General features: G+C 40.2%; 24 protein-coding genes and 1 other annotated feature. All 24 genes read right to left on the reverse strand.

What is annotated here, in order from left to right; genetic code table 11:
* Positions 1 to 19 precede the first annotated feature (19 nt).
* The 24 genes from rpmA to ACZ5AE_RS22480 all read right to left on the reverse strand — a co-directional run bounded on the left by rpmA (position 20) and on the right by ACZ5AE_RS22480 (position 22,160).
* Positions 20 to 310: a 50S ribosomal protein L27 gene (gene rpmA / locus ACZ5AE_RS22365; RefSeq protein ID WP_213120026.1), complete on the reverse strand. Its 291-nt coding sequence runs from the start codon at positions 308 to 310 to the stop codon at positions 20 to 22.
* Positions 311 to 322: 12 nt separating this feature from the next.
* A complete protein-coding gene (locus ACZ5AE_RS22370; protein WP_464566735.1) occupies positions 323 to 655 on the reverse strand; it encodes a ribosomal-processing cysteine protease Prp in 333 nt (110 codons plus the stop codon).
* 15 nt (positions 656 to 670) lie between these two features.
* Positions 671 to 979, reverse strand: coding sequence for a 50S ribosomal protein L21 (rplU, locus tag ACZ5AE_RS22375; RefSeq protein ID WP_213120024.1), 309 nt, complete (start codon positions 977 to 979; stop codon positions 671 to 673).
* A gap of 13 nt (positions 980 to 992) precedes the next feature.
* Positions 993 to 1,074, reverse strand: a sequence feature (ribosomal protein L21 leader region).
* Between the two features lie 35 nt (positions 1,075 to 1,109).
* Positions 1,110 to 2,555: an Rne/Rng family ribonuclease gene (locus ACZ5AE_RS22380; RefSeq protein WP_464566736.1), complete on the reverse strand. Its 1,446-nt coding sequence runs from the start codon at positions 2,553 to 2,555 to the stop codon at positions 1,110 to 1,112.
* Positions 2,556 to 2,887: 332 nt separating this feature from the next.
* Positions 2,888 to 3,757 carry a M50 family metallopeptidase gene (locus ACZ5AE_RS22385; protein WP_464566737.1) on the reverse strand — a complete coding sequence of 290 codons (870 nt, stop codon included), beginning with the start codon at positions 3,755 to 3,757 and terminating at the stop codon, positions 2,888 to 2,890.
* Entirely contained in the window at positions 3,750 to 4,535 is a 786-nt protein-coding gene (locus tag ACZ5AE_RS22390; RefSeq protein WP_464566738.1) for a peptidoglycan DD-metalloendopeptidase family protein, read from the reverse strand. Before ACZ5AE_RS22390 ends, ACZ5AE_RS22385 begins: the two co-directional genes overlap by 8 nt.
* A gap of 188 nt (positions 4,536 to 4,723) precedes the next feature.
* Positions 4,724 to 5,527: a septum site-determining protein MinD gene (minD, locus tag ACZ5AE_RS22395; RefSeq protein ID WP_464566739.1), complete on the reverse strand. Its 804-nt coding sequence runs from the start codon at positions 5,525 to 5,527 to the stop codon at positions 4,724 to 4,726.
* 1 nt (position 5,528) lies between these two features.
* Positions 5,529 to 6,209 (reverse strand): septum site-determining protein MinC, encoded by a 681-nt coding sequence (gene minC / locus ACZ5AE_RS22400; protein ID WP_464566740.1) that lies wholly within the window; start codon positions 6,207 to 6,209, stop codon positions 5,529 to 5,531.
* 194 nt (positions 6,210 to 6,403) lie between these two features.
* Complete coding sequence (mreD, locus tag ACZ5AE_RS22405) at positions 6,404 to 6,922, reverse strand: rod shape-determining protein MreD (protein WP_464566741.1); 519 nt, start codon at positions 6,920 to 6,922, stop codon at positions 6,404 to 6,406.
* Positions 6,919 to 7,800, reverse strand: coding sequence for a rod shape-determining protein MreC (gene mreC / locus ACZ5AE_RS22410; RefSeq protein ID WP_464566742.1), 882 nt, complete (start codon positions 7,798 to 7,800; stop codon positions 6,919 to 6,921). The genes mreD and mreC overlap by 4 nt, the downstream gene beginning before the upstream one ends.
* 152 nt (positions 7,801 to 7,952) lie before the next feature.
* Entirely contained in the window at positions 7,953 to 8,975 is a 1,023-nt protein-coding gene (locus ACZ5AE_RS22415) for a rod shape-determining protein (protein ID WP_464566743.1), read from the reverse strand.
* Between the two features lie 149 nt (positions 8,976 to 9,124).
* Positions 9,125 to 9,814 (reverse strand): RadC family protein, encoded by a 690-nt coding sequence (gene radC, locus ACZ5AE_RS22420; RefSeq protein ID WP_464566744.1) that lies wholly within the window; start codon positions 9,812 to 9,814, stop codon positions 9,125 to 9,127.
* A gap of 44 nt (positions 9,815 to 9,858) precedes the next feature.
* Positions 9,859 to 10,431, reverse strand: a complete 573-nt coding sequence (locus ACZ5AE_RS22425; protein ID WP_464566745.1) for a Maf family protein — start codon at positions 10,429 to 10,431, stop codon at positions 9,859 to 9,861.
* Between the two features lie 237 nt (positions 10,432 to 10,668).
* The gene (locus ACZ5AE_RS22430; protein ID WP_464566746.1) at positions 10,669 to 11,745 is read right to left on the reverse strand and encodes an SPOR domain-containing protein; all 1,077 of its coding nucleotides are present in this window, start codon (positions 11,743 to 11,745) and stop codon (positions 10,669 to 10,671) included.
* A gap of 123 nt (positions 11,746 to 11,868) precedes the next feature.
* Entirely contained in the window at positions 11,869 to 12,657 is a 789-nt protein-coding gene (locus tag ACZ5AE_RS22435; protein WP_464566747.1) for a pilus assembly protein PilO, read from the reverse strand.
* Complete coding sequence (locus ACZ5AE_RS22440) at positions 12,654 to 13,496, reverse strand: PilN domain-containing protein (RefSeq protein WP_464566748.1); 843 nt, start codon at positions 13,494 to 13,496, stop codon at positions 12,654 to 12,656. The genes ACZ5AE_RS22435 and ACZ5AE_RS22440 overlap by 4 nt, the downstream gene beginning before the upstream one ends.
* Entirely contained in the window at positions 13,496 to 14,491 is a 996-nt protein-coding gene (gene pilM / locus ACZ5AE_RS22445; protein WP_464566749.1) for a type IV pilus biogenesis protein PilM, read from the reverse strand. The genes ACZ5AE_RS22440 and pilM overlap by 1 nt, the downstream gene beginning before the upstream one ends.
* 17 nt (positions 14,492 to 14,508) lie before the next feature.
* Positions 14,509 to 15,273 carry a prepilin peptidase gene (locus tag ACZ5AE_RS22450; protein ID WP_464566750.1) on the reverse strand — a complete coding sequence of 255 codons (765 nt, stop codon included), beginning with the start codon at positions 15,271 to 15,273 and terminating at the stop codon, positions 14,509 to 14,511.
* A gap of 4 nt (positions 15,274 to 15,277) precedes the next feature.
* On the reverse strand, positions 15,278 to 15,838 hold the full coding sequence (locus ACZ5AE_RS22455; RefSeq protein ID WP_464566751.1) for a prepilin-type N-terminal cleavage/methylation domain-containing protein: 561 nt from the start codon (positions 15,836 to 15,838) through the stop codon (positions 15,278 to 15,280).
* A gap of 134 nt (positions 15,839 to 15,972) precedes the next feature.
* Entirely contained in the window at positions 15,973 to 17,190 is a 1,218-nt protein-coding gene (locus ACZ5AE_RS22460) for a type II secretion system F family protein (protein WP_464566752.1), read from the reverse strand.
* Positions 17,183 to 18,232 (reverse strand): type IV pilus twitching motility protein PilT, encoded by a 1,050-nt coding sequence (locus ACZ5AE_RS22465; protein WP_464566753.1) that lies wholly within the window; start codon positions 18,230 to 18,232, stop codon positions 17,183 to 17,185. Before ACZ5AE_RS22465 ends, ACZ5AE_RS22460 begins: the two co-directional genes overlap by 8 nt.
* A gap of 12 nt (positions 18,233 to 18,244) precedes the next feature.
* Positions 18,245 to 19,906, reverse strand: coding sequence for a GspE/PulE family protein (locus ACZ5AE_RS22470; protein WP_464566754.1), 1,662 nt, complete (start codon positions 19,904 to 19,906; stop codon positions 18,245 to 18,247).
* A 15-nt stretch (positions 19,907 to 19,921) separates the two neighbouring features.
* Positions 19,922 to 21,229 carry a G5 domain-containing protein gene (locus ACZ5AE_RS22475; RefSeq protein ID WP_464566755.1) on the reverse strand — a complete coding sequence of 436 codons (1,308 nt, stop codon included), beginning with the start codon at positions 21,227 to 21,229 and terminating at the stop codon, positions 19,922 to 19,924.
* A gap of 52 nt (positions 21,230 to 21,281) precedes the next feature.
* The gene (locus tag ACZ5AE_RS22480) at positions 21,282 to 22,160 is read right to left on the reverse strand and encodes a hypothetical protein (protein WP_464566756.1); all 879 of its coding nucleotides are present in this window, start codon (positions 22,158 to 22,160) and stop codon (positions 21,282 to 21,284) included.
* Positions 22,161 to 22,168 lie beyond the last annotated feature (8 nt).

Here is a 22,168-nt window from a genome sequence, read left to right on the forward strand (position 1 = left end):
GTTAGAGTTTCTAGTGACTTTAAGCTTCTTGAGCTACTGGATATACGCTCACTTTTTTGCGGTCACGACCTAAGCGCTCAAATTTTACAACGCCGTCGATTTTTGCGAATAGAGTGTCGTCTCCACCACGGCCAACGTTTTCACCTGGGTAAATCTTAGTACCACGTTGACGGTAAAGGATTGAACCACCAGTAACAAATTGACCGTCTGCACGCTTAGCACCAAGGCGCTTTGCGATAGAGTCACGACCGTTCTTTGTAGAACCTACTCCCTTTTTAGAAGCGAAAAACTGAAGATCTAATCTTAACATTTGTTCCACCTCCTACTGTTTGAAGGTTAATTTTATGTGCTTTCCGTACTCCTGTTCAATCCCTTGAAGTGAGATAACCATCGCCTCAAGCAGCAACTGTACTTTCTCTTGTGTTTCGTTTGAAATATTCTCTGGAAACATACATTGGAGAAAGCCGCCATTCCCTTGTTTAACCTGTGCTTCGACTCCCGTAAGAGCCTCAATGGCATTCACAGTTCCAAATGAAACCGCCGATGCACCAGCACAAACAATGTCTTGGCCATGTTTTGCAAAGTCAGCATGTCCACTCATCGTAAAGGAATGAATGAGTCCGGATTCAGTACGATTAATCGTAATGTTAATCATCTACTGCTCAACACCTTACGCGTTGATTTTTTCGATGACTACTTTAGTATAAGGTTGACGATGACCTTGCTTCTTACGGTTGTTTTTCTTCGCCTTGTACTTGAAAACAATGATTTTCTTTTGACGGCCTTGTTTTTCAACTTTAGCTGTAACAGTAGCGCCTGCAACAACAGGGCTTCCTACTTTTACATTTTCACCGCCAACAAAAAGAACCTTGTCAAAAGTAACTGTTTCGCCAGCTTCTGCATTTAACTTTTCAATGTAGATAGCTTGACCTTCTTCAACTTTCACTTGCTTTCCGCCAGTTTCGATAATTGCGTACATGAACTGCACCTCCTTATAAACTCAGACTCGCCAAAAACAGGCGCTTATGCTAGGGCGTAAGACTTACTACCTGTCATGTGCGGTTGTAGCACAGGTGCGCTACAAACATAACATTAAAATCATACATAATTTAGACAGAAGTGTCAACAGCTTTTTGGGATATCTCATCCACCGACCCGAATTGCTTTAATAAATAATGATGCGCAGATGCTGCAATGGCTGTAAAAAACACCTTAAAATGAAGCATTTCCTCCAGAATTTCCAAATGGGGAAGGAGATGCTCTTTAACCTCTTTTGTAGTTTCTACCAATACTGCTTCAAATTCAGAATAGCGATGCTCCAAAAGCTCTCTTTCCAATCGGAACGCAATCGTTTCCGCACTTAAGATTTTCCCGGTCCCCTCACATACCGGACACTTTTCCTGCAACGCTTCCGACAAGGTTACCTTCGTTTTTTTTCTAGTCAGCTGCAGAATCCCTAGCGGCGTAAAACCAATCACTTTCGTTCTTTTTTCATCCTTGAATAGTTCTTTTTCAAAAAGATCAAGTATTGATTGCTTGTCTGAATCACGATTCATGTCAATAAAATCAATAAGCACAATTCCGCCAATATCACGAAGGCGCAGCTGTCTGACGATTTCTTTCGCTGCCAGCTGGTTGGTTTTTAGCACGGTTTCCTGGTAGTCCGCCTTACCAGAAAATTTCCCGGTATTAACATCAATAATGGTGAGTGCCTCTGTTTCATCAAAGATGAGATAGGCACCACGGTCAAGCCAGACAACCCGCTTTAGGGCTTTATCGATTTCATGCTCAATTTGGTGGGCGGAAAAGATATTTTCCTTTCCATTATAATAGGTGCAGGAATACCTTTCTCCAAGTAGTTTTTTTAGTTCCAGGTCATCTACGATGATTTCCCCCGCCGACATTTTTTCGGCTAGATTTTGAACCATTTCCAGAAAGGTATCATTTTGAAAAATAAGTCCCGGCTTTTTTAATGTCGCTGCTTTTTTGGTAAATTCCTGATATTGTTCACTTAGGCTGCTTAATTCTTCGCGGAGCTCATCTTCGGTTGCGGTAATGCTTGAAGTACGAAAAATCATTCCTTCTTCTTCGGTTTTTATGTGATTGCCAATCCGGCGGAGCTTTGTTTTATGCTTTTCATCGGCGATTTTTTTCGATACCGCTACATAGCGCCCTTTTGGCATGTAAATCATGTTTGTGCCTTGTATTTCAATAATACCCGTTACTTTCGGACCCTTGGTGCCTGTTGCATCCTTGGTAACCTGAACAAGCAACTTTTCTCCTTGATGAACGTAAGTCGAGACATTTCCTTGTTTTTCTGACGCTAACACATATGCGGAAAGCTGATCACGGTGTAAATAGGCATTTTTCTCTTCGCCAATATCGATAAAAACTGCATTCATCCCGGGCAGAACCTTTGTCACGGTCCCATAATAAATATTACCAACCAGCGAGCGGTGTTCTGGCCGGTCAAAAATAATCTTTTCTATACGATTTTCACGGAGATAAGCAAATCGCTTCTCCCGCCCTATGTAATTTATAATTAATGTTTCCAAATCAGATTTCCTCACCTTTTTAAAATAACTTATTAGGAATACTATACACGTATAATTGACCAAAACAGGGGCGCGTTCTTTTGAAATGTCTTTTAGACACCTTCTATTGGACAAAATCGGTTCGATTTACACTCAAAATGTCCTTTAGACGACTCCTATTGGACATCCCCCATCGATTCCAACACCGAAAATGTCTTTCATCAACCTGATAAAGGACAAGACTGTCGGATCCAATATGCAGAATGTCCCGCATCCATCATTTTACCCAAAGTTACAGGAAAAAGCGCTCGTACACTACGAGCGCTCTCTGCTTTCTATTCTATTATACATTACTAATACAAAAAGAGAAGGTCGCTGATTTTGTCATTTAAACGTTTTTCTGTGAAATAGGCGTGGAGCAATTCGTTTTCGTCAAGAGTCCACTTTTCCCTCCCGACTGCCTCGACAATAATAGGGTGTTTGCAGCCACGCTGGAATTTTTCCAATACGTTAATCAAAAGATCCTCCTCGTCTGCCTGAATGGGTTTCAAGGAGTCAGGGCTTGATGATTTTTTTCCGTAATAACGTTCAAGTAAAAAGCGCATGAAAATAAATCGCCGCTGCTTCCATTCGTAATAAAGCGAGAAGAATAAGAATCCGATAACTACCCAAACATTGATATGGGCAGGTGCCGCAATTAAGGTAACGAATGAAAAAATGCATAAACTAACGAAGGAAATCATTAGTGCAAGGCGATGGGCGCTTGCAAAGGAATTTTTCAATGATAACAGTAAAAATACCAGTTTTCCACCATCGAGCGGCCAAACTGGAAAAAGGTTAAAAATTAATATCATTAAATTATATTCAATAAATAATGGAAATAAATCCTCGGGAAACAGGTTGAAATGAAGAAGAACAAATGCCGCAGCCACCATCCAGACATGCTGGAGCGGACCTGCCAGGACGACAATCGCCTCTTCCTTTAACGGACGATTCCCGTGCTCATCCATCTCCGCGACCCCGCCAAATGGCAGGAGGGTAATTTTCTTGATTCTCCAGGAAAAAAAAGAAGCTGCCGCCGCATGCCCCATTTCATGAACAAAAATGATGCCAAGGAGTAAACTGACTTCCACAAAATGGGCAGTGGCGATTGAGAGTGCAATGATTAACCATAGCAGCGGGTGGATGTGAACATGCCGGAGTAACTCAATCACTTTATTCAAGACGAATCACCTGTATCGGGTCGATGAATTCATCGCCTTTTTTAACAGCAAAGTAATACTGGCCTTTTGTTTTGTCATCCCCCGCTGAATCAGAAACTGTCCCCACCACTGCTCTTTTATCGATATATTCGTAGAGTTTAACCTTGATATCTTTTAAATTCCCATACCATGTTTCTGTCCCATCGGAATGCTGGATAACGACGGTTTTCCCTAAGCCTTCTTTTTCTCCAGCATCCATGACAAACCCATCACTGATTGCTTGGACCGCTGCTCCCTTGCCAGTCTCAATCGTGATTCCCTGACCGTTCTTCTCAAAGTTCTCAAGCATCTTTCCTGTTACAGGAACAGCCCCTTTTTGAACCTGCTCATTAGTATCCTGTTTGTCTTTTTCAGAAAAAGGCAGTAAAGCAAGCGGCTTACCAAACTTATCTTCATACCATTTAGAGACAACGGCAAACTTGAAATCTTGATCCATCGTATTTAAGACCACGTCCCTCGCAGGCTGAAAAGCAGCCGATTGATTACGAAACATAATTGCCACCACTAAGAACAAGAGGATCGATGCAAGAATTTTGAAAAAGAAGACTTCTTTTTTAAATAAGGGGTGTCCATCATCACCATCGCCACTTGTAGACGGGGGAATATAATTAAATTCATATTTTTCATCATCCCCTGGCCATAACAAATTCCGTTCTGGCGCATTTGCCTTGCTGCTGCCCATCTCTTTTTTTCTCTTTGCGATTCGCCGCCGTATTTCATCCGGAGTAGACCGCGCCATACCCATCAACCCTTTTCACACAGTTTGTACAAGTTTATGTAGAGTTCTAATAGAGTATGACAAGCATATGAAATGAAAACCCCCAATTGGCGAGTCCGATAGGCCGAAGACTGAGGCGTAGTTGAATTTATGCTTTCTTATTAGCTAAAAAAGCCTGTTCACTATTACTCTGTGAACAGGCCTTTATTTTATCGGACTCCAAAGAATTTCTTCAGTTTTGAAAACACACCTTTATTTTGATCTTCGAGTGATTGAAGCGGGATGGATTCCCCGAGGATTCTTCTAGCGATGTTTCGGTAGGCAATCGATGCCTTGCTGTTTGGGTTTAGTGCAATCGGTTCACCATGATTGGAGGCTTTAATGACCTCTTCATCGTCAGCGACAATGCCAATCAGTTCAATTGATAAATGTTGGGTAACTTCATCGATATCAAGCATATCGCCGGTCTTCATCATATGATTGCGAATCCGGTTAACGATTAACCTTGGCGGCTCCATGTCTTTTTCTTTTTCTAAAAGTCCAATGATCCTGTCAGCATCACGGACAGCAGAAACCTCCGGCGTAGTAACCACAATGGCTTTATCCGCACCGGCCACGGCATTCTTATAGCCCTGCTCAATTCCGGCCGGGCAATCAATGATTATGTAGTCATAGTCCTGCTTTAATTCAGTAATTAACTCTTGCATCTGCTCGGGCGTAACAGCAGACTTATCGACAGTCTGCGCTGCCGGAAGCAAGTACAAAAGGCCGTCAAAACGCTTATCCTTAACGAGTGCCTGATGGGTTTTGCATCTTTTCTCAACCACATCGACTAAATCATAAATAATTCTATTTTCTAACCCCATTACGACATCCAAGTTTCGAAGGCCAATGTCTGTATCTATTAAGCATACTTTCTTTCCCTGAAGAGCCAGCGCAGTACCGATGTTGGCAGAGGTTGTTGTTTTGCCGACGCCGCCCTTACCCGATGTAATTACGATTGCTTCTCCCACTTTAATGTCCCCCTTCTAATCTCGTTAAATTAGGCCTTAAATGATTTAAAGCTTGTAATCTATCGATAATAATATAATGGTTCTCATTTATGTAAGCACATTCCATTTCTCTGTGCTCATTGGCAGGATTCGAATCTGGGGATCTATTTATATATTCGCCGATTCTTAGCTGCGATGGCTTCATGCTTGAAGCAGCAATGACTGCCTGTTCATTGCCAAAACACCCTGCATGAGCAACTCCTTTGAGGACACCCATTATAAAAATATTCCCGCCTGCAATCACGGTTCCGCCTGGATTCACATCGCCAATTAACAGTAAATCCCCTGGTACCCTTAATACCTGTCCGGAACGGACGATTCTTGAAACCGTTACGACCTCGTTTTCTTCCTTTTGTCGATTGGCTTCTTCCTTCGTAATCACATTTGATTCAATATCATCCACCATCAAGTTTTTCTTTTGGCGGATTAACTCTTTTAGTTCTTCCTTTTGTTCATCCGTTAAATAGCGATTGCCAATATCCACTTTTACAGAGATTAAGTGGCGTTCCTCCTCCGTTTTGGAATTGGCGGAGAGCTTTTGGTCCAGCTCTTGCTTTAATTCCTCATAAGAACAGGTATCATCAAGATGAAGGACAAGTCCGTCCTTTGTTCCTTTTATTGTAACATTTTGCCGATTTTTCATGGAGAATTTTCACCTCAAAATACAAAAACAATTTCGGATTTAAGCTATTATTTACCAAATCCAAATCAAAAATATCCATCTTTAAAGAATTCGACACGGGCTGTCCATTCTCCTTTTTTTAAAAAAACATTCCCATCTTCGTTATTCAAAAAAAAACGGTGAATGAGGACGGACATATCTGCCCATTCCCCGAATCATAAATCCTCCTGCAGTGCCTCGGCATGTTTTTCAAAGCGGCGTTTTAAAGGATAGGCTGCTAACACAAGAAAAACTCCATTTAATATAAGAGTGGGATAAAAACGCAAATTGACAAAGCTCATAAAATCAAGATTTGTCACATGGATTAAATAATTAATTTCATACACGCCAGCTTCTAACAGCGCAATTCCCAAAAGGGAAACGAAGAAGGTGACAACGATATTGGACTGGATTACCTGCATAACCTTTGCTGTTAGGTAGCAGATAAATGGAAACAAGAAAAAATAAATACCAATAATTTCTACATATACTATATCAAATAAAAGTCCAAAGATTGCCGCATAGATAATCCCTTGATTTTTCCCAACATATATAGTCAAAAAAAGCAGAGTGGCAAACAGGAACCTTGGTACTAGAATATGGCTGCCAAAGGTATCAGCGGGCATAAATTGAACAAACAGACTTTCAGCAATAAAAAGGAGCAAAAACAAGAGAGGGAGAAAGAATTTCCTCACAAGTCTTCCTCCTTCCCGGATTTTCTAGCACTTTCCTCGGGGCTAGTCATTAGCCGTTTGATGACCAAGACATTTTCAATATTGTAAAAGTCCGCTCCCGGCTTTACTAATGCGGTTTGATTCAAGCCATATTGGTCCGGTTTTACCTCTTCTACCTTACCGATCATCAGCCCCTTTGGAAAGACACCACCCATTCCTGAAGTAATGACCGTCTGCCCTTTTTCTACCTTAGCTCCTGATGGAATCGCTTTGACAAGGAGCATTTTTTGTTTGTCATCAAAGCCCTGGACAAATCCGAAAACTTCTGTTTCTCCTTGAATGACCGCGGAAATCCGGTTTTTAGGATCCATCGCACTCAATAGCTGCACGGTTGAGCTAAATTGGGTGACGTTTTTCACCTTTCCAATCAATCCTGTTGCTGTTACAACAGCCATATTTTTTTTAATTCCATCTAACTTACCTTTATTGATAATAATCATTTCATGCCAACGATCAGGGTTTCTGCCAATAACAGTTGCCGGCATTGGTTCTAAATCTCTCAGGGTCGTTTTTTCATCGAGAACGTCACGTAATTCTTTGTTGTCTTTTTTCAGTTCTTGAACTTCTGCTTCAAGGCTGGCAATTTTCTCAACGCGTGATTTTAATTCCATATTCTCATCATATGTATTTTGCAAATCCTGAAGATTTTCAAAAAAGCCTGCTACATATTGGGCAGGCCTAGAAACCAGGGATTGAACCCAGCCGGTCGAGTCCTTGACAAACTGTTCCGGCCAGGTTAGTTTACTCCTCTCCCTTAAAGAAAACCCAATCAATGCCACGAGAACAATGATGCTGACGAGCAAAATGATCAAACGCTTATTCAAAAAAAACTGTGGCATGTGATATTACACCTCTATTTTTTCATTGTCCGGCTCCAGCGCCTAGGGGGCTCGCAGGTCTACAGCCAATCCTTCAAGAAGGCTAAAAACTGCCTTTTCGCCGGCTCAACTTATGCCTGCCGCCCCTAATCAAGGCGCTTCCGCTTTTCTCTTTATCTAGAATCCTTAGCTTTATTTTTAAATAAATGGATATGATCTAAAGCTTTTCCTGTGCCGATAGCCACACAATCAAGCGGGTTTTCAGCAATCAGGACAGGCATTTTTGTTTCCTCGCTAATGACACGGTCAATATTGCGCAGCAAGGCCCCACCGCCTGTGAGGACGATGCCCCGGTCCATAATATCGGCAGCCAATTCCGGTGGTGTTTTTTCAAGCGTATTCTTCACCGCTTCAACAATGGCATAAACAGTATCACTTAACGCGGAGGCAATTTCCTTGGCGGAAATTTCAATAGTTTTTGGCAGACCAGTCAAAAGATCACGGCCGCGAATCTCCATGTTATCGATACCTTCAGGCGTACCTGCAGAACCAATCTCCATTTTGATTGTTTCCGCAGTTCGGTCACCAATCATCAAATTATATGTTTTTCTAATATAGGAAATAATCGCCTCATCCATCTCATCACCGGCAACACGGATTGACTGGCAAGTAACAATTCCCCCTAAGGAAATAATGGCTACTTCAGTTGTACCGCCGCCAATGTCTACAACCATGCTTCCTGTCGGTTCCCAGACCGGGAGGTTGGCACCAATAGCGGCAGCAAATGGCTCTTCAATCGTGTAGGCATCCTTTGCTCCTGCTTGCCTTGTTGCATCAATAACCGCTCTTTCTTCAACGGCTGTAATCCCTGATGGTACACAGACCATCACATACGGCTTACCGGCGAAAAAGCCTTTAGTCTTTTGGGCCTCGCGGAATAAATGCTTCATCATAACAGCTGTTGTTTCAAAATCAGCGATGACGCCGTCCTTCATTGGACGAACGGCCACCACATTCCCGGGTGTCCGGCCAATCATGTTTTTCGCGTCATTTCCGACCGCAACTATGTGTTTTGAATCTGTTTGCATCGCCACAACCGATGGCTCCCTTGTGACAATTCCTTTCCCCTTTACATAAACAAGAGTGTTTGCTGTTCCTAAATCTATCCCAAGATCCTTTGTTCCAATTCCAAACATAACGTTGTATCTCCCTTTCTGATACTAAATGCTCTGTCCTAAGGCAGGTGTTTATCGTAAATATTTCCAATAATTGTAACGTAAATAATTAGGCAGTCCTAAAAAATCATAAACAATATTATATCCTAACGTCAAATAAAATCATAGCATTACAAATATCCTTTTTCTTTCAAGCTGACAAACTTATTTTCCCCGATGATGATGTGATCAAGGAGATCAATGCCTATGATCTTTCCGCATTCTACCAGTCTCTTTGTCACTTCAATGTCCTCCCGGCTTGGCGCGGGGTCTCCTGATGGGTGATTGTGAAGAGCAATGATGGATGCAGCAGACCGTTTTAGTGCCTCTCGATAAACTTCGCGCGGGTGTACAATGGAAGCGTTTAGGCTGCCAATAAATACCGTTTGTTTATGCATGACCTGATTCTTGGTGTTTAAATACAAGCAGACAAAATGCTCCTGCGACAAAAAGCGCATATCGTTCATTACATACTTGGCTCCGTCTTCCGGAGAGCGGATCACATAGCGGTCATTATATTCCAAATTGGCGATTCTCCTGCCAATTTCGACAGCCGCTAAAAGTTGAATTGCTTTTGCCGATCCAATCCCTTTTATTTCGGTAATTTCTTCTAGAGTGGCTGCTTTTAACAGCCTCAAACCCTCAAAATGAGTTAAGAGTCGATTCGATAATTGCAGCACTGATTCATCCTTCGTTCCGGTCCGCAGCAAAATTGCAATTAACTCGTGATTGGATAAACTTTGCGGGCCATGTTGGATAAACCGTTCACGCGGCCGTTCATCTTGCGGGAAATCACGTATCATTAATGTGTTGGTTGACATAACTTTTCCCTCCCTTAGTGTCGGGAGTTAATGTCAGAAAAAAACTAATACGGCAAATGATAGCCTAACCGTTTCAATTCCCTTATGGTTCTTGCGACCGGCAGACCGACAACCGCAAAATAGTCCCCATGAATTTTTTTGACAAGCATGCTTCCAAGCTGCTGAATGCCATATGCCCCTGCTTTATCAAGCGGTTCACCGCTATTCACATATGACCGTATTTCATCATCCGTTAACTCCCAAAACCAAACTTCTGTTTTTTCATAAAACTTAGTCGAGCTAGATGGTGATAGTATTGAAACGCCTGTAAATACATCATGCTGACTGCCTGAAAGGGTCTTTAACATCTGTACGGCTTCTGCCTCATCAGCTGGCTTTCCCAAGATTTGATTATTCGCAACCACAATCGTGTCGGAACCAATCACAAAGGCATCCCTGTTTTCTTTAAAAACAGCTTGGGCCTTTCGTTCGGCCAATTCCATTACGACTTCTTCCGGTGAAAGCATGGGGTCAAAGCTTTCATCCACATCACTGCTTGAAACTGCGAATGTTAAATGGAGATTTTCTAGAAGTTCTTTTCGCCGTGGAGAAGAAGAGGCTAAAATGAGGTTCTGCATTTCATCACCTTACCTTTTTTGCAACGCATTAGGAAGATACAAGTTAATCGTATCAAAAAAGAGCGGTGCAAACAATTTTTATATCATTAAATTTCGAAGAAATATGTCAGATTATACAACCTTTATCAATATTTGCCGATTAGTGGACTATAAAAAGCCCGCCGTCGATTCGGCAGGCTTTATTTTGCAATAATTTCCCGGAAAATATCGAACGAAAGTTTAGTTTGTCAAAAGATGCTACAATGAATTATAAATGGACAGGAAGTTCAGTAAATGTTGCTCCGCTTCAAGCAGGCTTTTTGTATCCTTTGACTTTTGATAGGCCTTTACCTTTTCATTAGCCCCGGTTAACTCTGTTTTCATTTTATTAATGCTATCGTTTTTAATGTTGTTTATCTTTAGTTTTTCGCTGATACTGGCATCTGCAGAGACGCTGCTTGACACCAGTGCCCCAGAAACGGTAGTTGAAAGAGTTTGATAAATATTCGGGAGGGATTGAATAAAATTCTTATCCTTATCTGTAAGGCTTGAAAGCTTCTTTTCATCTAATATCAACGGTTTGGCGAAAGCCCCTTCGGCACCTTTATCTTTGTATTTGGTACTTATTGATTTGGCCGTTTCAAGCGAATCCGCCACACTCAAAAATAAATAATACTTTCCCCCGATTTCTACCTGTTCGGAAGGAATACCTTTAGACTTTAATTGTTTAGCAGTATCCTCGGCACCTGCCTTCGAGGTAAAAACACCGCCTTGGACGACATAGGTAGAAAGCTGTTCGATGGAAGTTGCCGCCGTTTTATCTGTCGTTTCCGTCTGCTCATTTCCATTTCCAGTTTCTCCAACTACATTTGGTTCGGTGACAGCTCTTTCACCCGAGTCCGTTATGACTAGCTTAAGCATAAAAAACCCAATCGTTAAGCCAATGAGAATCGCGCAAACGGCGGTAATGACAATAGATCCAATGGGCCGGCGATTGTTTTTGTTCGAAAAGCTGGCAAATGAAATGGAAGATTTTATTGATTTGCTTTTTTTAGTGTTGGGGGAATTGGCGATTGTTATTTCCTCAACTTCATTTTCATCAGATTCTGGAATGATCCAATCAAAGCTTTCTTCGATTGATTCCTGAGCCGCTGCCGCTTCACTGATTCCTGACTGTTCTTGTTCATGTTCTTGTAATTCTGAATCTATTTGTATTTCTTTTGGAATAGGTTCTGGTGTAGGTTCCGGTAAAATTTTTAGGGGTTCTTCACGAAAGGATTTGGGTTCTCCATTTAATTTAATCGTGATGGTATGGCCCTTTTTAGGCTTGTCCACTTTACGTTCTCCTTTCTGTTTCGACAGTAATATGTTCCATCCTAACATACCGGCAAAAAAAAATAACAAGACTTTTGTCGTCTTGTTATCTTAGAGTTTCGTCAAATTATTCGGTGATTTTCCTTAAGGTTGCGTCTGGGCAGTTGCAGGAAGTTCACTTAAGGGATTGGTTTTTCCTGCAGGAGGTTCCGCATCAATTTTAGGTACATCCGCTTGTAAGTCTGCTAAATCAGGCATATAAAAAGCAGAAACGGTCAATGTAAACGCTAATTTTTGCTCTTCCGTTTGCACAGCAGTTACTTCCTGTCCGCCAGAATAACTAATCGCTTCCACCACTACAATCCGTTTCAATGATTCCAATGTTTCTACAAATTTTTCAAATTGCTGGTAGTTTGGCGATTCTACTGATAATTGAACAGTCAGCTTTTTTAGAGTTGGTGCAGCAGCTGCTGGCTGAGCGGCAGCTTGAGCATCAGTACCCTGGTTTGCAGTTGCTTGATTGGAATCAGTTTGTGCAGTATTAGTCTGACCGTTTGACCCGTTTTCAGCAGCAGGCTGCGGCGGCTCTACGGATACTGCTCCATCCATTGAGAATCCCATTGACTTAATTTGGCTGCCAGAAACAGTTTCAGCTTTTTCAAGATCAAGAATCAACTGCTCCTGCAGGGGTTTAACCGGAACTTTCTTCTGTAGTTCCCTTGTATTTTCAGCTACTTTATTGTTGCTTTCAGCATTTTGTTTTACAACAGTATCTAAAAGCTTCTGTTCCGTTTTTAAAGTTTGCTGCTTGGTTGCTAAATCTGTCTTTAAAGGCGAAAGCTTTAAAAATTGAGCATAGACGATGAGCAGTACCAATAGTAGAGCCAAAATGGCTAAAATCAAACTATCCCTTTTTGAGAAATGAAGCTTCATGATCCGCTCACTCCTTTCTCATCTGTCTTGCTCACATTGCTTTCTTGTTTTATCGCGTCTTTATTAAACGTAATTTCAAATTGTCCCGTATACCTTGGTAAATATAGATTCGTTAATGTACTTGACGCGGTTCCGGTTTGGGCTGTTGCTGTATTGTTACTCGTAGATGCAGCTGCTGTTGTCGTAGAGCTAGCATTAGTCCTAGCTGCAGTATTAGTTGTATCTTGCTGAACTCCCGTGTCTGCAGCTGTGCCATCCTGTTTCTGTCCATTTGGAGCAGTTCCTGTATTAACTGTTCCTGTGCTTTGATTGCCTGCAGCAGTTTGGCCAGTTGTTGAACCTGTCGTACTTGCTTCAGCTTGTGCAACAGGGTTTAATGCGCTAAGCTTGGCATCGGAAATCCATTTTGATTCATGGAGATTATTTAGGAATGATGCAGCTTCCCTAGGACTGTCGAATTGCACGGTTAGCGTAACAGTACCGGCTTCTGTGTAGCCAAATGACTGAATAAAACCACGTTCTGGCAATAGCGAAGTAAGATGCCGCATAACCGGTATGGTTTGAATGGGATAAGAATTAGCCCAGTCGATTGCACTCTTAAGCTGACTTACAGAACTGGAAGATTCACTTGTCTGGCTGTTCACCTCTTCCTTCTCCCGTATTTTTTGCGTCATTGTGATTTCCCTGTCAACACCCTCGATATTTTTTTTCATAGAATTAATCTGATAAAAATAATAGGCACCGGTTAAAAGAAATAATGCCAGGAAACCAGCTAATACCATAAAAAAGGCAAATTTTTTCCGTTCTTTCTGCGGGAGCAGGTTGATTTCTACTAACATTATTTCACCTCTTTTAACGCAAGACCTAAAGGAAGCAATAATTGATCCGGTATGTTTCCCATTTTTGCCGTTGAATTCATTCCGGTTGATAATCGGGTAACAGGCAGTTCAAACCTTTCTTTCATTTCATCTTCAATTGCCTGAAGCATCGGATGATCTCCTGTTAAAAGAAATTTAGAAATGTCATGATTTTCATGATTAAGCGTATAACGATAATAATCTATCAATTTACTAATTTCTCTAAGAATGTCCTCAAACTGTCCAGCTAACTCATCTGTATCCCCCGTGTATTTACATGCAGCCAACCCAAACTGATCCCTTTTGATATCCCACTTTTCTAGATCAAAAGGTAAAGCGAATGGTCGCATTACAACAGGAACCGTTCCTTCAAATATACTCAAATTAACAGACGTTAAATCAAATTGAATCGTAAATAACGTTTCATCTTCATCTGGTAATTCAAGCTGATGGTAAAGCCGATACAAGGATAATGGAGAAATATCAGCAGCAATCGGTTTTACCTTTACACTTGAGAATAAATGAGAGTATTCCATGACATTCTGCTCTGGTGCAGCAAACAATAGTAATTCCTGTGTCTTTCCATTATTTCCAAGAGGGTATATATCAAAGACAGGTTCCTCAAATGGTAAATGTATGGTTGATCCAAGTTCTAGATACAAATATCCTTTTAATTCATCGTCTTGTATGTCAGCAGGCACATTCACTTTCCTAATGATTACGAGCTGGTCTGGGACAATAAACCTAATGGGACGTCTTTGAAGTTTCCAATCGTCGACACACTCTTCCAAAATATTCGTTAAGGAATCAATATCAACAATTTTCCCATCAGTTATGATTCCCGGAGTCAAAAAACGCTCTCCCCATTTTTGGGCCACCGGAGGATCTGATTGCTTTAATTCCACATAACGGATTGAATGATCATTTAGTACTAGATTAATTATTCGGTTTTTAGGAGTAAAAAGGGAAAAAGCCATGTTGAAAACCCCTTAGGTTAGAATCCATGATTTAAAAAATTTATATAAAGTTGAATTATATCCGATCCCCAAAAATAAGCAGTCAATGTACCTGCTGCAATAAACGGTCCAAATGGAATAGGCTGTCGTCTTTTGACGATTCTGAAAACCATCGCCAATCCACCCAGAACAGCTCCGTATAACGTCGAAAGAAAAAATGATAAAAGGACTAGCTTAAAGCCTAAAACAAAGCCAAGTAAGGCATATAGTTTTACATCCCCAAAACCCATTCCGCCTTTACTGACCAGGGCTATGATTAAGAGGAGCGTGAATCCTGTAACTGCTCCGAGCAGGCTGTCCCACCAAGGATTCAACGGCCAAACAATTCGTTCCAATAAAAAAATCCCTGCAAACCAAATTAAAATTTTATCAGGGATGATCATATAATGAATATCTGAAACTATGATAATCATAAACAGTGAAATGAGTGTTAACGCAACTAGTAACTCTCCTGACCATCCTACTACATATGGTGCTGCTGCAAACAGTATACCCGTTAACATTTCCATTATCGGGTATATAGGAGAAATCCGCGACTGACAGCCGCGGCATTTCCCTTTTTGGATTAAATAAGATATTACTGGTATTAGTTCGTATGCTTTTAATTGGTGTCCGCAGGTTGGACATGTAGATCTAGGGGCAATTATAGACTTCTTCAAGGGAACCCTTAAACCGACAACATTATAAAACGATCCAAGCGTAATACCATAAATAAAACAGAGGATTAGTAAAGAAATTTTCATAATGTTATTTTGTTTTAACTACACTTCTCTTTAGTTCATTTTCAGGAACTGGAGTACCAGCTTTATCTGCTGTACCACCTGAACCTTTAGTAAATGCTGTACCAATTGATTTTTCAGAGCCAATTAATACAACAGAATAAGAATATGTCTTTTTATCAGAATTCAAGGAGATTTTCACATACGAACCATCTGGTTCAACTAATAATGCATCGGCATTTGAACCTTTATTAGATGTTTGATCTTTTGAATATAAGTCGCTAGGATTATCAACATCTTTAATTGGCTCTAAATAGCCCTCAGCCTCTAAATATGCCAAGTTTACATACTTAGGTTTATTCGTGTCAGTTGGTCGAACATCTTCATCCCCAGCAACAGCAAGTTTTGCTGAATTAATCATTTGATGAGCATTGGCTACAACAGAATCCTTTTTGCTGTTGTCAATTAATCCTAATATACTTGGAATAGCAATTGCAGAAATAATAGCTAAGATAACTATAACAGCTAATAATTCAATTAATGTCATCCCTCGCTGGTCTTTCATTTTTTTCTTTAATTTTTGTAGCATCTTTCCACTCTCCCTAATAGTTCTATTAACCTAGTAATATTGTCATTTGTATTATACATTATTAATCAATAGGAAGAAAAGAGTATTTTTTTGTATTTTGTCGCTTTTTCGCAATTCTTTTACAACTTTGTCACTTATTGATTCATTTGTTGGAATTGGTCAAACATACCAAACATTGGTACCATAATCGATGTCACAATAGTCCCAACGAGACCAGCTAATGCAACAATCATTAATGGCTCTATCAGGGATTTTAATTGATCTGTTCCTGTTTCAACTTCTTTTTCATAGAACTCTGCAATTTTTGAAAGCATGGCATCTAAGGCACCTGTTTCTTCACCTATTACAATCATTTGAGTAACTAGCGGTGGAAAAGCCCAATGCCTTTCCATTGGTCCGGTCATAGAACGACCTTTTTCAAGGGCATCTCGAGACTCCCGAATAACCTTAGACAGAACATCATTCTCAACCACTTTTTCGACAATAGACATTGCCTGGAGAATTGGTACCGAACTAGAAAATAAAGAACTAAGTGTCCTCATCATTCGAGCAAGTGCCGCTTTTTGCAGTAAATTACCGAAGACTGGCATTTTCAATAAAAAATAATCCATAAAATATTTTGTTTTTTTGTTTTGTTTTAAAAATGTTAGTGAAATTACTAGAATTACCATGACTATTGCGATTAACCACCAAAAAGATTGCATAAAACCACTTGCTGCAAGAGTAATCTTTGTAATTGTAGGAAGCTCTCCCCCCATTTGATCAAACATTGAAACAAATGTTGGTACAATTGAAACCAGTAAAAAGACCGTAACAGCAATGGCAATAATTCCAACAACTATTGGGTATGATAAAGCAGATTTAATTTTTTGCCTCGTATAGTGTTGTTTTTCGAAGTGTTCGCCTAATCGATCCAACGTTCCATCTAAATTACCGCTGACTTCCCCCGCTTTTACCATATTGATAAACATAGAATTAAATATTTTCTTATGCTTAGCAATAGCATCTGATAAAGGATTTCCCTCTCTCAATTCCTGTTCAACAGCAAAAAGAGCCTTTTTTAATGCTTTACTTTCTGTTTGATGCGCAAGAATGGATGTGGCCTCAACAACAGTCACCCCTGCTTTAATTAGTGTAGAAAACTGCCGAATATAAATGACAAAATGCTCTAATTTTACCGGATTACCAATTGTAATATCTTTTGTAAACAATGTTTCCGGAACTTCATTCATTTCAATGACACGAATGCCTTGTTCCTTCAGCTTTTCCATTGCTTCCCGTCTGGAAGGGGCAATAACGGTGCCCTGTCGTTTCCCCTTCTTGTCTCGGCCGGCATATTTAAACTTAGGCATTTTGCATCATCTTTTCCTGCAAGTATTGGGCTGCTGCTTCTTGCTGGATTTGGCCGCGGTCAATCAAATCGCGTATGCTCATCTCTAGAGTGTGCATTCCCTGGGCACGGGATGTTTGCATTGTACTTTGAATTTGATGGATTTTTTCACTTCGAATCAAGTTTGCTATAGCTGGATTATTTACCAGGATTTCAGTTGCTGCTTTCCGTCCCTTCTTATCTGCCGTTGGAAACAGGCGTTGTGAAATGACACCTACTAAGACTGAAGCAAGTTGAACTCGAATTTGCGGTTGCTGGGCAGGCGGAAATACGTCGATAATCCGGTTTATGGTAGTTGGTGCACTTGATGTATGAAGTGTGCCTAAAACTAAGTGCCCCGTTTCAGCAGCAGTAATCGCAATCCCAATCGTTTCCAAGTCACGCATCTCTCCTACAAGAATGACATCAGGGTCCTGTCTGAGTGCTCCTTTTAATCCACTAGCATAGCTCTTCGTGTCAAAACCAACTTCCCGCTGGTCAATAATCGAATTTCCATGACGGTGTAGGTACTCGATTGGATCTTCAAGAGTAATGATATGTTTCCTCATATGGCGATTCATGTAATCAATCATTGATGCCAATGTTGTTGATTTCCCGCTCCCTGTAGGTCCTGTTACTAAGATAAGCCCCTGAGGCTTCTGGACTAATTTTGCTATTACTTCTGGTAAATCTAATTCTTCCAATGTTGGAGTTTTAGAAGCAACGGTCCTAAGTGCAATTGAAACACTCTTTCTTTGATGATAGGCATTCACACGAAAACGAGAGCTTCCTGGTACACCATAGGAAAAGTCAAGCTCACCTTTTTCCTTAAATAAATCCCACATATCCTCGGGAATAATCGCCTTTGCCATTGCTTCCGTATCCGCAGGCAATAATTTATCTGTTCCATATCTTCTTAAATCACCATTAATCCTCATAACAGGAGGAACTCCCACAGATAAATGAACATCTGAGGCTTTGTATTCAACAGCGGCTCTTAAGATTGAGTCGATTTTTTCCTTCATATCATCGTTCTCCTAATCTGGAATAGCTACTCGTAAAACTTCTTCGGTTGTGGTTAAACCTTGTTTTACTTTTAAAAGGCCATCGTCTATTAAAAAAATGGTTTTATTTTTAATCGCAGTGTCCTTTATCTTTTGAAAGGTTTCACCATTCATCATAATTCTTCGCATTTCATCGTTGATAACAAGTACTTCATGCAAGGCTATCCGGCCTTTGTAGCCAGTCATATTGCAGGAGGCGCAGCCTTTTCCACGAGTAACTTTATCAAGTTTCAGACCGCGTTTTGCAAATATTTCCACTTCCCGTTTAGAAGGTTCTTGCACTTCAGCACAATCGCGGCACACTTTTCGGACTAATCGCTGCGCGACAACTCCGCTTAATGAAGCCGCAAGTAAAAATGGTTCAACACCCATATCCAAAAGTCTCGTAACCGTTCCTAACGAGTCATTTGTATGCAAGGTGCTTAAAACCAAATGCCCCGTTAAGGAAGCCCTGATGGCGACTTCTACTGTTTCTGTATCACGGATTTCTCCCACCATGATGATGTTTGGGTCTTGGCGAAGAATGGATCTTAAACCCGCAGCAAAAGTCATCCCCACATTCTGATTCACCTGAACCTGGTTGATTCCTTCAAGCTGGTATTCAACCGGATCTTCGACCGTTATAATATTTACCGCATCGCTATTTAATTTGTTCAGTGCGGCATAGAGGGTGGAGGATTTACCTGATCCAGTGGGACCTGTAATTAAAACAATCCCCGTTGGTTTTTCAATCATTTCATAAAACCGTTTAAGATTTAGTGCATTAAAACCCAGTTTATTAATATCATTTAAAGTCGAACCCATGTCCAATAAACGCATAACAATTTTTTCACCGAAGACAGTCGGCAGTGTCGAAACACGGAGATCGACCGGATGGAAATCAAGATTTAATTTAATACGGCCATCTTGCGGAACTCTGTGCTCTGTAATGTCGAGACTGGACATAATTTTAATTCTCGCCGTTAACACACTTTGCATGTTTTTCGGCAGGACCCGCTCAACCTTTAAGACACCATCTATTCGATAACGGACAATTACCTTTGTCTCCTGTGGATCAATATGAATATCGCTGGCTTTTTGGATGACAGCATTCGTTAAAATCTGATTGACTAGCCGAACAATCGGTGAATCCACATCTGTAATACTCTCAGCCTGTCCCCGTTCATTTTGCGGAAGTTCATCCAAAAGTTCGTCAAGACCGTCATCGACCTCATAATATTTATTAATCGTGCGAAGGATATCTTCTTTGGTAGCAATAGTTGGCTCGATTTGAAATCCTGTGGATAACCTCAAATCATCGATAACAATAAAATCCATTGGATTCGCCATTGCGACCCAAAGCTTGTTTCCTTCTCGCTTTAACGGAATAATTAAGTTTCGTTTGGCAGTTTCTTTAGAAATCAGGGAAAAAAGATTGGTATCAAAGGGATACTGGAACAGATTGATATGTGGAACACCAAGCTGGTATTCTAACACTTCTATTAATTGCTGTTCTGTTATGAATCCCCTTTGAAGGAGGGCTTCTCCAAGTTTTTGATTTGAATCCTTATCATTTAAGACACTCTGAAGCTGCTCCGTTGTAATTAGGCCTTCTTTTATTAACAAATCACCAAGCCGTTTACGTGTTTGCCTCATTTATTACACCTGCTTTTATTTTGGTTGTTCATTTGGTTTTCCCCAAATGTCGCTCTCTTGTTGTCCGTAATCAGATGTAGTCGGCGTTTGAGTAGATGATTCAATTGTTTGAGTGCTATCTGTTGTTCCAGTCGAATTATCCGCTGATCCAGGTGGATTTGTTGTACTCGGTGCCGTTAATGCTTTAACTACGACCTTGTAAACAGGTGGATAATAATCCTCTGATAGGAAGTCACTCTTTACTAATTGTCCACCTTGGTAGACCTCCCTGTAGACTTTTACACTCTTCCCTTCAGCCCCATTATTTTGTACCATTGTTTTTCCTGAGCTTAGTTGTGGACTATATTGAATAATTGTCTTTGGTTCCAGCTTCTGCTCGTCTTTTGTAATAATTTTATATTCGTATAAGAACTTCTGACCTTTCAAAGTAACTTTAAGGTTCTGGCCCTCAATTGTTAACTCCAAAAAATATGGTAATTTATTTGGATTTGCAATCAATAGATCAGCCGGCTTAGATTGGTCCACCTTCGCTTCATATCCCAATCCCGCATAGTTAGGAAGTTGATTTCCTATGTTTCTTTCTATGACGGTGAAATTAGAAGGTAAAATGGCTTGGTAGATGCCAGTTGCCAAAATATTTAACGTTTTAGGGTCGTTTATGTTCTGTTCCTTGGCAAATGTTAATAATGAAAATTGTTTTTCTGCTGGAATCTCTATTTTTGGATGGTTGACAATGGACTGTTCTAATTCACCTGGTGTCTCATTTAGATGTATTACAGCGGTATTAATGACAGCATTCTTGTCTACTTTGTCAGCAAGCAGGTAATCATCATAAATATTAAAAGTATGTGAACCTGGTTCAAATAATAATACTGTTTCATTCAAGCTGTGAGTTAGCTTATCAAGATCGATTTCCCGCATTTTCATTTGCGGAAATAGGGTTTGAAGCTGTTCCTCTACTTGAGATTTATCCACTGTTATATAGACCGGGTTATTTTGGCCTTCCTTAATCGAAGCTACCGTCGTTGTAGAATCTAAATTAAATTGGTTTAGGTCAAATGGAGCAGTTTTTTCACCATATTGCAATTCAATTGAAGTATCCTTAACCCAGTTAACATACTTTTCCTCAAGCAGCTTAAGGGCATCATCAGAGGTTTTGCCCGATACATCTAATGAACCAATTGTTGTTCCCTCTGTAAATTTCCCATCCGCGCTTGATAAAGCCTCAAATGCCTTTGCCCCAAAATGGGAAGTACTAAAAATAAACACTGTACCGATTAACAGTACAACAAATAATTTAATCATTTGTTGATTTTTCCCCAAAAAGACCTGCCTCCCTTAAACCTTCATTAAAAAAATCTAGAAACGATTTTAGTTATTTCTTCAAGCTCACGCTTTTTTCAAAAACAATTTCCTCTAGCATTTTATCAGAGGTTGAAGCAGCTTCCACTTTAGCTTGAAGAATCTCATTTAGAGGGTTGTCTATATCATCATACAAGTTAAACATTTCTTTATCAGACGCGATCGGCGAAAGAATGTCTATTTCTTTTAAATCATCCGATTCTTCTAACTGCTGCCCTGATTCCATTTCTAGTAAACTTTCTATATCAGATAAATAACCTGATTCCGGATTCAGCTCTTTCATTTCAAGTGCTAAATTCTTGGTTGTTACAGAGTTATTTTGCGAATCTTCCATCAGCAAACGATCTATATCGGATAAGTAATTAATATCCTGATTTAAATCATCTGTTTGTTCACTGGATTCTTCAATTTCTCTGTGAAGTAAAAACGATACGTCCTCATCAAAATCTTCAGGATCATGATTTTCAGTCTTTTGCAGATCTATAGAAATTTCATTTAAATTAAATTCATTTTTTATCACTTTATCTAGGCTTTGAAGAGGAACATCTTGTAATACATCTTCCTCCTTCATCCTTTGATTAATCACGCCACTTAATTTTTCTATTGATTCTTGTTCTAACTCAATAAATTCATCAAGTACTTCAGATTTTTGATAAATTACAGTCGCCATTCGTTTATCAAATAAATATGCCGCAAAAAAGACAAGTACCAAAAGGATTAACCCAGTCTGCCATAAAGGAATTAAAGAAACAGCCGCCGTTCCAACAAGGGCAAATACTAAACTCGCAATGACTATGGTAAACTTGCCTTTCAGGGTAAATCCAAGCGGCAAAAGAGATACTATTAATAATAATACAAACATAGACCCAAAGGCCCAAATGATTGGTTGCATTTATTCAC

Source organism: Neobacillus sp. S1227, assembly GCF_055385255.1.

Coding starts and splice junctions, on each gene's coding strand:
- rplU (WP_213120024.1), bottom strand. CDS start 979: ATGTACGCAATTATCGAAACTGGCGGAAAGCAAGTGAAAGTTGAAGAA.
- radC (WP_464566744.1), bottom strand. CDS start 9,814: ATGTCAACCAACACATTAATGATACGTGATTTCCCGCAAGATGAACGG.
- ACZ5AE_RS22450 (WP_464566750.1), bottom strand. CDS start 15,273: ATGAAAATTTCTTTACTAATCCTCTGTTTTATTTATGGTATTACGCTT.
- ACZ5AE_RS22390 (WP_464566738.1), bottom strand. CDS start 4,535: ATGGCGCGGTCTACTCCGGATGAAATACGGCGGCGAATCGCAAAGAGA.
- ACZ5AE_RS22455 (WP_464566751.1), bottom strand. CDS start 15,838: ATGCTACAAAAATTAAAGAAAAAAATGAAAGACCAGCGAGGGATGACA.
- minC (WP_464566740.1), bottom strand. CDS start 6,209: ATGAAAAATCGGCAAAATGTTACAATAAAAGGAACAAAGGACGGACTT.
- ACZ5AE_RS22425 (WP_464566745.1), bottom strand. CDS start 10,431: ATGCAGAACCTCATTTTAGCCTCTTCTTCTCCACGGCGAAAAGAACTT.
- ACZ5AE_RS22470 (WP_464566754.1), bottom strand. CDS start 19,906: ATGAGGCAAACACGTAAACGGCTTGGTGATTTGTTAATAAAAGAAGGC.
- ACZ5AE_RS22415 (WP_464566743.1), bottom strand. CDS start 8,975: ATGTTTGGAATTGGAACAAAGGATCTTGGGATAGATTTAGGAACAGCA.
- ACZ5AE_RS22435 (WP_464566747.1), bottom strand. CDS start 12,657: ATGAAGCTTCATTTCTCAAAAAGGGATAGTTTGATTTTAGCCATTTTG.
- ACZ5AE_RS22460 (WP_464566752.1), bottom strand. CDS start 17,190: ATGCCTAAGTTTAAATATGCCGGCCGAGACAAGAAGGGGAAACGACAG.
- pilM (WP_464566749.1), bottom strand. CDS start 14,491: ATGGCTTTTTCCCTTTTTACTCCTAAAAACCGAATAATTAATCTAGTA.
- ACZ5AE_RS22465 (WP_464566753.1), bottom strand. CDS start 18,232: ATGAAGGAAAAAATCGACTCAATCTTAAGAGCCGCTGTTGAATACAAA.
- ACZ5AE_RS22440 (WP_464566748.1), bottom strand. CDS start 13,496: ATGTTAGTAGAAATCAACCTGCTCCCGCAGAAAGAACGGAAAAAATTT.
- ACZ5AE_RS22480 (WP_464566756.1), bottom strand. CDS start 22,160: ATGCAACCAATCATTTGGGCCTTTGGGTCTATGTTTGTATTATTATTA.
- mreC (WP_464566742.1), bottom strand. CDS start 7,800: ATGCCACAGTTTTTTTTGAATAAGCGTTTGATCATTTTGCTCGTCAGC.
- ACZ5AE_RS22370 (WP_464566735.1), bottom strand. CDS start 655: ATGATTAACATTACGATTAATCGTACTGAATCCGGACTCATTCATTCC.
- rpmA (WP_213120026.1), bottom strand. CDS start 310: ATGTTAAGATTAGATCTTCAGTTTTTCGCTTCTAAAAAGGGAGTAGGT.